Source organism: Mucilaginibacter sp. R-33 (assembly GCF_049949235.1).
In the GTDB taxonomy this organism is placed as follows: Bacteria; Bacteroidota; Bacteroidia; order Sphingobacteriales; family Sphingobacteriaceae; genus Mucilaginibacter.
Genome location: NZ_CP188089.1, coordinates 1,318,318 through 1,332,406, shown reverse-complemented (window position 1 = coordinate 1,332,406; position 14,089 = coordinate 1,318,318). Strand labels below are relative to the sequence as shown.

13 protein-coding genes are annotated in these 14,089 nt (G+C 41.9%); 7 read left to right on the top strand and 6 right to left on the bottom strand.

The annotated features are described in order from the left end of the window. Nucleotides 1–140 precede the first annotated feature (140 nt). The gene (locus tag ACP26M_RS05855; protein ID WP_129571701.1) at nt 141–359 is read left to right on the top strand and encodes a hypothetical protein; all 219 of its coding nucleotides are present in this window, start codon (nt 141–143) and stop codon (nt 357–359) included. A gap of 65 nt (nt 360–424) precedes the next feature. Here the strand turns inward: ACP26M_RS05855 and ACP26M_RS05850 are convergent, their stop codons facing one another. After that, nucleotides 425–973 (bottom strand): DUF2892 domain-containing protein, encoded by a 549-nt coding sequence (locus ACP26M_RS05850; RefSeq protein WP_426586992.1) that lies wholly within the window; start codon nt 971–973, stop codon nt 425–427. A gap of 71 nt (nt 974–1,044) precedes the next feature. On the opposite strand from ACP26M_RS05850, the gene ung reads away from it, so the two are divergent. Next, nucleotides 1,045–1,722 carry a uracil-DNA glycosylase gene (gene ung / locus ACP26M_RS05845; protein ID WP_426586990.1) on the top strand — a complete coding sequence of 226 codons (678 nt, stop codon included), beginning with the start codon at nt 1,045–1,047 and terminating at the stop codon, nt 1,720–1,722. 128 nt (nt 1,723–1,850) lie between these two features. Here the strand turns inward: ung and ACP26M_RS05840 are convergent, their stop codons facing one another. Continuing rightward, a complete protein-coding gene (locus tag ACP26M_RS05840) occupies nt 1,851–2,321 on the bottom strand; it encodes an Lrp/AsnC family transcriptional regulator (protein WP_022832833.1) in 471 nt (156 codons plus the stop codon). A 130-nt stretch (nt 2,322–2,451) separates the two neighbouring features. Between ACP26M_RS05840 and ACP26M_RS05835 the strand changes: the two genes are divergently transcribed. The 3 genes from ACP26M_RS05835 to smpB are packed head-to-tail and all read left to right on the top strand — an operon-like array spanning nt 2,452 to nt 5,479. After that, entirely contained in the window at nt 2,452–3,102 is a 651-nt protein-coding gene (locus ACP26M_RS05835) for a metal-dependent transcriptional regulator (protein WP_426586987.1), read from the top strand. After that, entirely contained in the window at nt 3,099–5,000 is a 1,902-nt protein-coding gene (locus ACP26M_RS05830) for an Nramp family divalent metal transporter (RefSeq protein WP_426586985.1), read from the top strand. The genes ACP26M_RS05835 and ACP26M_RS05830 overlap by 4 nt, the downstream gene beginning before the upstream one ends. Nucleotides 5,001–5,026: 26 nt before the next feature. After that, on the top strand, nt 5,027–5,479 hold the full coding sequence (smpB, locus tag ACP26M_RS05825) for an SsrA-binding protein SmpB (protein WP_090527145.1): 453 nt from the start codon (nt 5,027–5,029) through the stop codon (nt 5,477–5,479). Nucleotides 5,480–5,576: 97 nt separating this feature from the next. Here smpB and ACP26M_RS05820 read toward each other — a convergent pair whose 3' ends face one another. The 4 genes from ACP26M_RS05820 to ACP26M_RS05805 form a co-directional block, all read right to left on the bottom strand. Further along, nucleotides 5,577–6,236, bottom strand: coding sequence for a protein-L-isoaspartate(D-aspartate) O-methyltransferase (locus tag ACP26M_RS05820; RefSeq protein ID WP_426586982.1), 660 nt, complete (start codon nt 6,234–6,236; stop codon nt 5,577–5,579). A gap of 193 nt (nt 6,237–6,429) precedes the next feature. Beyond that, nucleotides 6,430–7,953, bottom strand: a complete 1,524-nt coding sequence (locus ACP26M_RS05815) for a dihydrolipoamide acetyltransferase family protein (protein WP_426586980.1) — start codon at nt 7,951–7,953, stop codon at nt 6,430–6,432. 43 nt (nt 7,954–7,996) lie between these two features. Continuing rightward, complete coding sequence (locus tag ACP26M_RS05810) at nt 7,997–9,244, bottom strand: competence/damage-inducible protein A (RefSeq protein WP_426586978.1); 1,248 nt, start codon at nt 9,242–9,244, stop codon at nt 7,997–7,999. Between the two features lie 7 nt (nt 9,245–9,251). Continuing rightward, nucleotides 9,252–11,993 (bottom strand): putative LPS assembly protein LptD, encoded by a 2,742-nt coding sequence (locus ACP26M_RS05805; protein ID WP_426586976.1) that lies wholly within the window; start codon nt 11,991–11,993, stop codon nt 9,252–9,254. 52 nt (nt 11,994–12,045) lie between these two features. Here ACP26M_RS05805 and ACP26M_RS05800 point away from each other — a divergent pair, with 52 nt between their 5' ends. Both ACP26M_RS05800 and ACP26M_RS05795 read left to right on the top strand, forming a co-directional pair. Continuing rightward, nucleotides 12,046–12,978, top strand: coding sequence for an N-acetylmuramoyl-L-alanine amidase family protein (locus ACP26M_RS05800; RefSeq protein ID WP_426586974.1), 933 nt, complete (start codon nt 12,046–12,048; stop codon nt 12,976–12,978). A gap of 112 nt (nt 12,979–13,090) precedes the next feature. Then, complete coding sequence (locus ACP26M_RS05795) at nt 13,091–14,035, top strand: MlaD family protein (RefSeq protein WP_090527134.1); 945 nt, start codon at nt 13,091–13,093, stop codon at nt 14,033–14,035. Nucleotides 14,036–14,089 lie beyond the last annotated feature (54 nt).

Here is a 14,089-nt window from a genome sequence, read left to right as displayed (position 1 = left end):
GTTCTGCTTTCCCCTCATGAAATCTTTCAATCAGGCTAATCAAGGTTCATTATAATTTCTTAACAAAAGCTTAAAAAAAATAATACTTTCATTTAAAAAGAGTTAGCTACTATTGTAATAAACATATATTACAAAATATCATGACCAACTCAATATTGGAGATCACCGAAAACGAATACCTGATCAAACTTAACAGGAGCAATTTCAACCTGTCGTTCATCAGGAGTTTATTGAAGCTTGTTGAAGTGGCCAACCCGTCTGAAGAAACTGAATATTCATCATACACAGACAGCTACGTTCAGCCTTATCAAAACCATTCAGCTACGCCTGATTATTTCAGTGCCATTGAAGAAAAATAAAAGGGACGCGGTTTTCGCGTCCCTTTTATTTTTTATTCCTTTTTCTATTTGTTTTTCTGTTTTCTTTAAAACTGACGATACCCGCCCCTTACTACCTGCTTATCCATTTGCGCCAACTGGCCTTTCATCATTTTGATCTGCTCGGTAAGCAATTTGTTTTTATCATCCTTTGAAGCTTCCGATAAATACATTTGTGCTTCGCGCTTGTTACGCTTCGCCATGGAAATACCAGCCAGGCTCAATTTGGCTAAGGCCGTGTTGTGCGACATTTTCATACCAAGCGATAAAGCTTTCTTGAAATACTTCTCTGATTTCATTGGCGCCTTACGCGATTCGATCAAACCGATCAACAGATTGTAATAACCGTGCTGATTTTTATGCAGCTGTTTTTCGTAATCGGTAATTTTCATTAACCACGCTTCTGATTTTTCAGAATTTTCCTTGCGTAAAAAATACTGGGCGATGATCATGTTCTCGTTAAAGAAGAAGCTAAGCAATATAATACCGCCCATTAACAAAACAAAAATACCCCATCCCCAAAAACCGAATGCACAAAGCGCAACCGCCGCACCCATCACCACGCAAGCAATAACTAACCGAACAATATTTGACATAATTTGTGATACTAATATTAGCGCAAATATCTGTTTATTTGTACGCTAAACCAACTTCTATATAAATATTTATGGCGATTGCATTACCACCATCATGGCTTGAGGTTCTACAGCAGGAATTTGACAAACCTTACATGATAAAACTTAAACAATTTTTAAAAGAAGAGCAGCAATCAGGGCAAGTTGTTTATCCTAAAAACGGCGAAATCTTCAACGCTTTCAATACCACGCCTTTTGAGGATGTCAAAGTAGTTATATTAGGGCAGGACCCTTATCATGGCGCTCACCAGGCCCATGGTCTTTCCTTTTCAGTACAAAAGGGCATTGCTATTCCCCGATCATTGATAAACATTTACAAAGAGCTGCAAAACGATATTCCCGGATTTAAAATCCCCGCACATGGCAATCTTGAAGAGTGGGCCCAACAGGGTGTATTGCTGCTTAATGCCACCCTTACAGTAAGGGCCGGTAACGCAGGCTCGCACCAGAAAAGAGGCTGGGAAGAATTTACAGACGAAGTGATCAAAACCATCTCGGATAAAAAAGAAGGCATCGTGTTTATACTATGGGGAGCCTTCGCCCAATCAAAAGCAGTTTTGATAGACGAAAAGAAACATTTTATTATCCGCTCCCCACACCCTTCACCATTCTCCGCTGACCGCGGTTTTTTCGGCAGCAAACCGTTTTCAAAAACTAACGAGATATTGAAAAAAGAAGGTAAAAAAGAGATTGACTGGCAAATACATTGAGCGAGAGACAAAACGCCAAGAGTCAAGAAACAAGATTTAAAAAAGTCTGAAAATAAAAAGAGTCAAGAAATGAAAGATATTCAACCCTTCTTCTTGACTCTTGATTCTTATAGTCTTGCTTCTTATGTCTAATACTCCAGCGGCACTATAGGCTCTTTTTTACTGGTAGACATGATCATCATTGTTTGGAACGTTTTCACCACGGTAATGCGGCTGATCTTTTCCATAATGAGTTGCTCATATGATTTGATATCACGAACGTATACCTTCAGCAAAAAATCACACTGGCCGGTTACGTGATGGCACTCGGTTACCTCTTTAATGTTCTTGATCTCATCTAAAAAAGTTTGAATGGTATTTTTCTGATGAAAATCAAGGGAGATCTGGATAAAGGTTTTGATACCTAATCCTAATTTCTCTTCATCTACCAGTGCATGATAGCTTTTTATGTATTCGGCGTTCTCAAGTTTACGCACGCGTTCAAGAGTAGGTGCTGGCGAAAGCCCTATCTCGTTAGACAGCTGGAGGTTGGTTATCCTTCCGTTTTCCTGTAAAATCTTGAGTATCTGTAGGTCTATTTTATCTAATTCGGCGGCCATAGTTGTATGCAAATATAGTATTTTCCTCGCTTCGCAAAATTTAATTTTTCGTTAAAGTACTTCAACGAAAACATATTTCCTAACGTTTATTTTTTTAGATTAGTCTAAATTTTTTATTAGATTTGTTTAAATGAATACTTTAGCCGAGGAAAACTACTTAAAATCCATCTATCATCTCTCTGTAAATGATGGAAATGCGAGTACAAATCAAATCGCATCCTCGCTAAATACCAAAGCATCTTCAGTTACCGACATGCTAAAAAAGCTTGCCGAAAAAGCGCTCATCAACTACGTCCCTTACCAGGGCGTAAGCCTCACCCCCTCCGGCGAAAAAATAGCCATAGGCATTATTCGCAAACACCGGCTGTGGGAGTATTTTTTGGTTGAGAAGCTTAATTTTAAATGGGACCAGGTACACGACCTTGCCGAGGAGATGGAACATATTTCATCCCAGGAACTTATTGACCGCCTTGACCAGTTTATGGGTTATCCCAAACATGACCCGCACGGCGACCCGATACCGGATTGTAATGGGCGTTTTGACACACACGAGTTAAAACCGGTTTCGGCCGTAACAGTAAACCAATGCGGTATAATCTCAGGCGTTCGTGACCATAGTTCATCTTTTTTACAATACCTCGATAAAAAGCAGCTTACTATAGGCTGCAAAATAATGATCACTGATATTATTGAATATGACCATTCGGTAGTGGTACAAACCGGCAATAAAGAAGTGCACATTAGCCGTGAGGTAGCTAATAACCTACTTATAGCCCTATGAACAATACAACTAACCAATCTTTAGGCAACGTACACGGATCTGTAACCACCGAAAATAAAACAGGGTGGCGCAAGCTGGCGGCTTTTTTGGGCCCGGCTTACCTGGTGAGCGTAGGCTATATGGACCCGGGAAACTGGGCAACGGACATTGCCGGCGGCAGTGCCTTTGGGTATAAACTCATCTGGGTGTTGTTTGTATCAAATATGATAGCGCTCTTGTTGCAATCGCTGGCAGCCCGGTTAGGAATAGTGCGTGGGCTCGACCTTGCCCAGGCTTCTAAAAACGCCTATCCACGTTTTGTGAATTTTTGGTTGTATATATTGGCCCAGATAGCTATCATAGCCTGCGACCTCGCCGAAATCATAGGTATGGCTATTGGCTTAAAGCTCCTGTTTCACCTGCCCTTGATCTGGGGCGTATCATTAACTATTACCGATACCGTGCTGATGCTTTACCTCATGAATAAGGGCATGCGAAAACTGGAGGGTTTTATCATTTCGATGATCTTTATAGTAGGGCTCTCTTTTTTGGTTGAAATGTTTATCGTTAAGCCGGATGTTATAGAGATAGCCAAAGGGTTTATCCCGGGTAATTTGTTTAAAGGTGATAAAATAAGCCAGCAAATGCTTTATATAGCTATAGGCATTATTGGTGCTACGGTTATGCCACATAACTTATACCTGCACTCATCGCTGGTGCAAACCCGGCAGATAACCCGTACCGAGGAAGGCTTCAGGTCGGCTATTAAGTTTAACCTGTTTGACACCGTTATAGCCCTTAACCTGGCATTTTTTGTAAACGCTGCCATACTAATATTAGCGGCAAGCGCTTTTTTCAGAAACGGATATTTTGAAGTAGCCGAAATTCAGGACGCGTTTAAACTGCTGGAGCATATTTTCGGGGCAATAGCGCCTACATTATTTGCCATAGCCTTAATAGCTTCAGGCCAAAGCTCAACTATTACAGGTACGCTCGCCGGGCAGATCATAATGGAAGGCCACATTAACCTTCGGATAGAGCCCTGGTTACGCCGCCTGCTTACCCGTGTATTGGCTATTGTACCTGCGGTATTTACCATACTTTATTATGGTGAGGAAGGTTTAGGAAAACTGCTGATCTTAAGCCAGGTTGTTTTAAGCCTTCAATTGGGTTTTGCGGTAATCCCCCTCATACACTTTACATCTGACAGGAAAAGGATGGGCAAGCTTGCTATCAATTTCCAAACAAGGGCGTTAGCATGGGGAAGTGCCTTGTTAATCGTTGCCTTAAATGCCAAGCTGGTATACGAACAAATTGGTGATTGGGTAAATGGCAGCCCGTCACCGGTATGGATTTATGCTGTAGTAGTCCCCATTGTTATTGCTGTAGCTGTTTTGCTTATCTACGTTTTCATACGGCCATTATTATTTAAACATCATGACAGGCCTGCTATTGTGCCACATGGCATAGCCAATGCTATTACCGAGCTTGACGCGATAATTTACAATCACATTGCCATAACGATAGACTTTTCAAAGAACGACACCGATTGCCTGCGCCATGCCATTATGCAAGGTGGTAAAAAAGCAGATTATACATTGATACACGTTGTTGAAACCGCGGGTGCCCGCTACTATGGCGGTGAGGTTATGGACAATGAAACCCAGATTGATTTTAACAATCTTGATAAATATGTTTGCACCCTAAAAAACCTTGGCTATAGTGCGCAAGGCCAAATTGGATACGGCAACCCTGCCAGCGCTATTGCCAAAATCGTAAAAGACGAGAAGGTTGACTTTATTGTAATGGGATCGCATGGTCACAAGGCATTGAAAGACCTTATATTTGGCACCACCGTAAACTCGGTAAGGCATATGGTTAACGTGCCGGTACTGGTGGTAAAGCCACAGTCAAACTAATTTTGTAAGTTTGCGGTTTGATAATTATGAGCCAGGATAACATCTATATAAAAAATAAAAAAGCTTACTTTGAATATCATATACTTGATAAATACGTGGCAGGTATACAACTGCTGGGTACCGAGATCAAATCGATAAGACAAGGGAAGGCAAATATCAATGATGCATTTTGCACGTTCATCAACAACCAGTTGTACGTACGCAACCTGCATATTTCTGAATACTCATTTGGCTCGTTTTACAACCACGAAGCCAAGCGCGACCGTATCTTGTTGTTAAATAAAAAAGAGCTCAAAAAACTCCAGACCCGAGGCGAAGAAAGAGGTTTAACCATCGTTCCGCTGGCATTATTTATCAGCGAGCGCGGCTTTGCCAAACTGGAGATTGGACTTGCACAAGGTAAAAAGACCTATGATAAACGCGAAACCATGAAGGAGCGCGACACTAAGATTGAACTGGACAGGGTGATGAAAAGATAAATTGATTTCGGAATTCGGAATTTCGATTTCGGATTTATTTAAATGAAATTATGATAATTCTTAATTCCGAAATCGAAAATTCGAAATCCAAAATCCCCTACCAAGCTTTATCCCCTACCAACGGCACAAACCTGAAAGTGTCCAGTACTATTTTTTCGTAGTCGTTATCTCCAACTTTTAGTATAGTAACCATTTTTTGGGTTTCCTCGTCACCAACCGGGATCACCAGGATGCCGCCTATTTTTAATTGCTTTAACAACACTTCAGGTACAGTAGGCGCTCCGGCAGTTACAATGATCTTATCATAGGGTGCATATTCGGAAATACCGATAGAGCCATCCCCAAGAAAAAAATGAGCGTTATACCCCATTTCATTAGGCAATACATATTTAGTGCGGTGGTAGAGCTTTTCCTGCCGCTCGATAGTATAAACGGTAGCCCCAAGCTCAAGCAGTATGCAGGTTTGATAGCCCGAACCTGTGCCTATTTCAAGAACTTTATCTCCCTTCCGGATATGCAGCAATTCGGTTTGATAGGCCACAGTATATGGCTGTGAGATGGTTTGCCCCTCGCCTATCGGGAACGCAATATCCCTGTAAGCCTGGTTCCAGAAAGTTTCATCAAAAAAGCAATGACGTTTTACCTTACCAATAGCCTCTAAAACGTGTTCGTCGCTAATTCCCTTTTTTCTTAAAACATCAACCAATCTTTTACGGGCGCCCTGTTCGCGGTAATTATCAATATACTTGTAAGCCATTTTCAAAGGCAAAGTTAATACGAATTTTCACAGCATTTGGGGCTTATATATGATTTAAGCGGGTTTTAATGCCTGGAGCTGTTTATGTGCTTCATTCATAAAAATTTAAAATTTATTTTTTAAGCAGCATGATCCTAAAACAAGGAAGACCGGGTTAATTAACCCGGTCTTCCTTGTTTTATATAGTAAAGAATTATACCTCTCTGCTATTATCCCACTTTTCCAAATAGTCAGCCACACGCCGTACAAACGAGCCGCCCAAGGCACCATCTACTACACGGTGATCATAAGATAATGAAAGGAACATCATGTGGCGTATGGCAATCATATCGCCTTCTTTTGTTTCAATTACAGCCGGCTTTTTCTTAATAGCTCCAACAGCCAAAATAGCTACCTGCGGCTGATTAATTATTGGGGTACCCATTACGTTGCCAAATGAGCCAACATTGGTGATAGTAAATGTACCCTCCTTTACGTCATCGGGCAGTAACTTGCCGTTACGCGCACGGTTTGCCAGGTCATTAACGGCCTTAGTTAAACCAACAAGGTTTAGCTCATCAGCCTTTTTAATTACAGGCACTATCAGATTACCGTTTGGCAAAGCCGTAGCCATACTGATGTTGATCGCGGCTTTTTTTATGATCTGTGTGCCGTTAACCGATACATTGATCATCGGGAAATCCTTAATGGCTTTCGCCACCGCTTCAATAAATATAGGTGTAAAGGTTATTTTTTCGCCTTCGCGCTTTTCAAAGTTATTTTTTACTTTTTCACGCCATAATACCAGGTTGGTTACATCAGCCTCAACAAACGAGGTAACATGAGGCGATGTTTGTTTGCTCATCACCATGTGGTCGGCAATCAAACGGCGCATCCTGTCCATTTCTATGATTTCATCACTGCCGGACACAGAAACGGCCGGGGCAGGCTGCTGCTCAACAGGGGCACCTTTTGGCGTTTCGGTTTTTGCAGGTTCCGGAATCGCAGCGATTACCGGTTGCGGCGCAGGTTCAGCAGCCGGTCGTGCTTCCTTAGCAGGCTCAACTGTTTTTACAGGCTGCCCGGCAGTTTGAGTAGTAAACGACTCAACCTGAGTTGACGAACGCGTATTTTGAACAGATGAAGTTTTTGCCTGCAGATAGTTCAGCAGGTCATCTTTGGTTAAACGACCATCCGAACCTGTTCCGGGGATGCTGTCCAACTCCTCAATACTGATGCCTTCCTGTGCGGCAATATTTCTCACGAGAGGCGAATAAAAACGCCCTTCGGATTTAAATACCGGAGCAGCAGGCGAACTTTTTTTCTCAAGCTGATCAATACCAGGGATATTGGATAAATTTCCGGGCTCAGGAGCTTTTACAGTTTCGGTAAACGGAACGGTTTCGTGATAAGTTGAGTTTGCTATTTTCGGTTCTTCGGGAGGTTGTGGCGCAACCTCTTCAGACTGGGCAACTATCGGTGCAGTTTCTTCAGGCTCATCAGTTTCAATTATAGCTATAACCGCGCCTACCTGTACAACATCATTTTCTTTATACAGTTGTTCAACTAACTTACCTGCTACAGGCGAAGGTACATCAGAATCGACTTTATCGGTAGCGATTTCCATTACCGCGTCATCGGCATTTACCTTATCACCCGGATTTTTAACCCATTTGATAACGGTTGCCTCAGCAACGCTCTCCCCCATTTTTGGCAATAACAGCTGGTATCTGGCCATACAGTAGAATATAGTTTAACCCCAAAATTATGTATTTAAATCTTTACTTTTTAATTTCAGTAAGCAAAGTATTCAACATTGACAGCGCCATCACAGCACTTCGCTCAATATTTTGCCTGCGTTTACTGCCAAATGTATATTTCTTTATGATTGATTTCTCCTTTGCGGCAACTGCAATCCACACAGTACCAACGGGTTTATCCTCTGTGCCGCCGCCCGGACCAGCTACACCGGTAATAGCGACAGCCAAATCCGACTTGAAATTTAACAGTGCGCCTTCTACCATTTCCGTTACCGTTTCTTCACTAACGGCTCCATGTTGCCACAAAGTTTCGTTCTTTACTCCTAAAGTACTCTCCTTTAACTCATATGAATAGGATACAGCGCCTCCTAAAAACACCTGTGATGAACCAGGATGCTGGGTAAACAAATGGGACAGATAGCCTCCGGTACAGCTCTCGGCTACTGATAAAGTAAGGCCGTTTGCTTCCATCCTGTCAAGTATGGCCTTTTCAAGCGGGATATCCTGATCAATAACAAACGGTGAACCTATGCGTTCAATTAACCGGGAGGCAAATGCATCCACCTCTTTTTGCAAAGCAGTTTCATCATTGCCAAAAGCGCTTAAGCGTAAACGCACCTGGCCTAACTTGGGCAGATAGGCCAGTTTAATATGTGATGGCAAATCATCTTCGATATCCGCAATGCGTTCGGCCAAAAATGATTCACCTTCGCCAACGGTAAGCAGTGTTTTATGTATAATTGACGGAAGGTTTAAGGTAGCCTTAATTTTAGGCAATACCTGCTCCTCCATCATATACATCATTTCAAAGGGAACACCCGGCATAGACATATAGATGACACCGTTGTGGTTAAACCACATACCCGGGGCAGTGCCATTTTCATTCAATACAACCTCGCAATTAGCCGGAACAAGCGCCTGCTGTTTGTTGATCTCCAATAACGGGCGGTTATATTTGGCAAAAATGCGTTCTACATTAGCAAATGCATCCTCGTTTTCAACAAGTTCAACACCAAAGTATTCAGCTAATGTTTTTTTGGTGATATCATCTTTGGTAGGGCCAAGTCCACCGGTAATAAAAATGATACTGGCCCGGCTTGCTGCTTCGGCTAATGCCTTCAGGATATGTTCTTTATCGTCGCTTATTGATGAGATCTGCTTTACCCTTATCCCTATTTTGTTAAGTTCGGTAGCCATCCAGGCCGAATTGGTATCAACAATTTGTCCGATAAGTATCTCGTCGCCGATGGTAATTATTTCTGCCAGCATTATTATATTAATAAAAAGATGATTGTGGATTGTAATCGCTTTTCTTGCTCAGTTTCAAATCCTGCAAAATAGAAGCTTTAACCTTTAAAGTTACGTTATACATTTTGTATACACCGAAAGGAATCCATTGAAAGGCCAAATCCCAGCAATGCAAATCGCGGTATATTGAAAACGAGGTAGCACTTGCAAATTTCGCCGCCTTAATATCATAGGTAGTAGAATATTGGATCTTCCACTTTTGCGTAAGGTTCACATCGCCCGAGATCTGGAGTGTATTACTGGTTGTTTTGTTGTTTAAGTAGTTTTGATAGCTAAAACTGTAATTGAGCGAGATATTCCACGGCACGTTAAAGTCAACGTATGCATTCGGATCGCTGTTTACCAGGGCGAGTCTCTGAGCCTGGGTGGGATTCATGGTTGCGATAGTATTCAGGGCGGCATTTCCCGGAGTTGCTTTAGTTGAATTCAAACTCCCACCCATAGAGATGTTTAAACCTGATAAAGTTGGGAATTTGCCGTCCTGCCAGGCATACCTGTTTATATAACGGCTTGTTCTTACAATCTGATTATTGGAGATTGAATCGCTTACCTTGGTTACGTATGGGCTAAACACTCCCGAAAAACTGATACTTAATTTTTGATTGAAAATAGCGGTATGCCCCGAAAATGAAATATCAGAAAGTTTCATTGAGTCGGCCGCGAAATTATAAAAGGTGGAGAACGACAAACCTTGTAAAATCATGATTTTTCGGTCGGTGCCTGATGTATCCGTGCTTTTCGCTTTTACTTTGGCCTCTATCGTGTTATCTACCGAAAAGTTTAACCCTGCCTGCTTACCCGCTGAGGGGCCGCCATAAACTCCGTTCTGGAAAATAGAATATTTTTGATAGGTATACGGATAAGGCACCGTGGCTGTACTAACAGCTGTTTTGTAATAGCCAAAGCTTGGGTCGCTGAAGTCGGGACGATAGCTAAAACTTATTGACGGTGTAGCCACGTGCCTGATTGCTCTCAGGTTACCATGTTTAAAGTTTATGGTACCGTACAATTTGGTTGATATACCTGTACTGATACTATACTCGCCGGCACGCTTAAAACCAGGTATAGTATCAATAATTAACTGATTTGAACCGGCAATGCTTCCCCTTTCAAATCTTTCATTAATACTTTGAAAATACCAGCGTTCGGTATAGTTGATGCTGTTATTAAACTGAAAGTACTTTAACAGGTTTAAGCCCAGGCTAACCGGGATGGTATGCTGAAAACCATTTTGTAACCGTTTTGATAAAGTTTCGCCTTTAAATAACTGGGACTCGGGTATATCGTTAAGTTTGTTAGTACCTACTAAATTATAGCTCACCGTAATTTTTTGATACCATTTTTGCTCGCCAACCCTGTCTTTAGAATCGAAGGGGTTTATTGACGACATACCGAAGGCAATGGTGGGCAACTCAATATTCACCGTTTTACGGGCTATATCCTGGCTATGCGAGATACCTACACTTAGGTTAAAAGGTGTACCTGCCCATGTTTTACCATAAGCGATACTCGAGCGCAAACTACTTTGAGCAATGGAGTTAACATTATAGTTACTTGCCGATGGCGTATTCCGGAAGAAACCGGAAGTACCTGCATCAACTGAAGCACTGAAAGTTGAACCGGGGTTAGCGTTGGCATCCTGCACATGCGACCAGTAAATATGCGCGTCTTTAGTGGCCGGGTCGCCCTCAAGGCCATAGTTATGCGAACCAAAACTGAGCGTAACGTTGCCCGTATATTTATAACGTTTAAGATATCGTGCCGTGCTGCTTAGCTCATACGAGCCTTTTGAGTAGATAGATCCGGTGGTAGTCAAATCAACATAATCACTTATACCAATATAGTATCCAAGTCCTTTTAAATAGAAACCCAGGGTATTATCCTCACCAAAAGTCGGCAAAATAACACCTGATGTCCTGGTATCCGGCTTAGGGAAAAAACCGAAAGGAATGGCGAGTGGTAAGGGGACCCCTTCAATCTCCAGGTAAGCGGGCCCGGATATAATACGTTTCTTTTCGCCGATGCCACGGGTAATCACTATACCAAAGTGTGTATCTGGGTAAGGCAAATCGCAGGTGCTGAAAATAACGTTACGGTATGCAACCTCATCGTCATTGAGTTTTTTTGCCTGCCCGCCCGAAATAAAGTTGCCTTCCTGCTCGGATGCAGGATTATATATCTTTACTTTTTTTGTTTGATAATTAAAAATCAGCGAATCGGATGCTACGGGCTTATCCGTTTTTTGCTTCATAATAGGCCTGCGGACATATTGGTGTGTACGCGGGTCAATGCTTCCCCGTGCAAATATGAGGTGGTTTTTATCATCAACCCTGATATAGTCTGCGTCAAGCTCAAAATCCTCATAGGTTACACGGGCTTTCCCGTAAAAATAGGTAACCTGGTGCTCCCGGTCTGAGTGGGTCGAGTCCTCGGCAGTTGCCTTTACTTCTGATTGCAGGCCGCCTTTATTCTTTTTAGTGGTATCATTTGCAGGTAAAGAATTTACCGGCTTACCGTTTCGTAGCGGCGTTATTGAGCCGGATTGTTTACCTTTAAGAAGTTTCTTATCACGAAGCGAATCAAGTTTGATAATAGTATCCGTTAAAGGCCTCCTGCCATGGCTGTTATTTAAAACAGTGCCGGCATTAGCAGCAAGTCCGTTTACTATTAATATAATTGCAAGCAGAAAAAAAAAGGTTATGAATTTCAAAATTGATTATGAATAGTATTTTTGCAGATATAGTTAACAGCGTTCAAAAATAATGAAAAATAAGGCATTGAAAAGATTGATTTATAGTTTGTGGGTGTTGCTGGTTCTCCTTTCATTTTTTCCTTTTAAATCATACAGTTCTGTTTTAACCAATAGTCTTCCCCGTCAAACCGACACTGTTGTCAACAGTACCGGTTTTAAGATCAAAACCATTATTATCGACCCCGGGCATGGTGGTAAACCATCAGCCTCTACAGGTCATTATTCACACGGTGCATCGGGCTCTTATTCGTCAGAAAGGAATGTAACGCTGGCTATTGGCTTTAAATTGCAAGCCGCTATAGAAAAAGAATTAAGCGGCGTGAAAGCAGTAATGACCCGTACTACCGAAGATGATGTTTCGTTTGAACGCAGAGCTGAGATAGCCAATGAAAACAAAGGGCAGCTCTTCATTTCTCTGCATTGCAATTCGCTATCTGACAGAACAATTCGTGAAAAGGTTGGTACCAAACGTCGTAAAGCAGTATACCGTACCGTTCGGGTTCCGGACAGATCGGGAAAAGGCGTATTGATTTTGGTTTATGGTTTACACCGTACCCGCGAAGAGGAAAACGCTATTCAAAAAAACCAGGTTGGTGAAGAGACCGAACTCGACGGCGGAGCACTGGATCCGAACGACCCCATGACCATTATTTTAACAAACGAGTATAAGAGAAAGTTCAGACAGCAAAGTATCAAGCTGGCTACTTTAATTAACGGCGAGTTTGTTGATACCGATGGAAGGCGTAGTGAAGGGATCAGGGAGCAGGGCATTTACGTTCTTTGCCACAGCGCAATGCCATCGGTATTGGTTGAAACCGGCTATATCAATAACCCCGACGATGAGAAGTACCTTAATTCAGAAGAGGGACAAAATGAGATTGTAGCTTCAATTATCCGTGCATTAACAACCTATAAAAAAGAGATGGAACAGATTTCGCAATAATTGTAGAAGCCAAACTGTTACCTTCCTTGCAAATAAAACGTACATCATAAAACATATAAGCCTGGTTGCAGGTTTATAGCCTTAAACACAATTAACGCATAAACTCTACTTGATGAAAATCTCTAACGAAACCAAAATTGGTGCACTTACGGCAATAGCAATTACCATACTCATATTAGGTTACAGTTATTTACGCGGTAATGACGTTTTTTCAGGATCAAATAAATACTACGCTATTTATAACAGCGTTGAAGGTTTAACCGTTTCAAAACCTGTATTGGTAAACGGTTACCAGATAGGCCGCATCTCTAAAATGAAGCTTCAGCCGGACGGGCGTACCGTGGTTGAATTTAAAATTGAACCAGATGTGGTTGTGCCTAAAAACACTCTCGCCAAGCTTGAAAGCACGGATCTGCTAGGCAGTAAAGCCATTGTTTTTGAGTTAGGTAACAGCAATGTACCCGCCGAAGATCAGGATACACTTAAAGCCGACATTCAGGGCAGCCTTGCGGAAAGCCTGCAGCCCATACAAAAAAAAGCAGAGATGCTGATGTCTAAACTCGATTCGTCACTGAGCGCTGTTAACAAGATCCTGAATCCTAACTTTCAGAAAAACATTGACCGCAGTTTCATGAGCATTGCGAACTCATTGCAAACGCTTGAAGGCACTACCAAAAAAATAGACCACCTGGTAGGTTCACAAACCGGACATATCGACGCCATACTTACCAATGCCGAGGAAGTATCAGGCAGCTTAAAGACAAGCACAGCCCACCTAAACGGGATGACAGCGAACTTTGAAAAAGTAAGTAATGACGTTGCTGCTGCTAACCTGAAACAAACACTTGATAATGCAAATAAAGCTATGGCCGATTTGCAGGCAACTATTGCCAAAATCAACTCCGGTCAAGGTTCTTTGGGCCTTTTGCTTAATGACGATAAAATGTACAAAAACCTTACAGATGCATCAAACAACCTCAATAACCTGTTTATTGATCTGAAGGCACATCCAAAACGTTATGTGAGCTTCTCGGTATTTGGCGGTAAAAAGGATTAATTTTAGCTTAAGGCAAAAAGCCTAAAGCTTTAAAAGTTCTGAGCTTTCAGCATT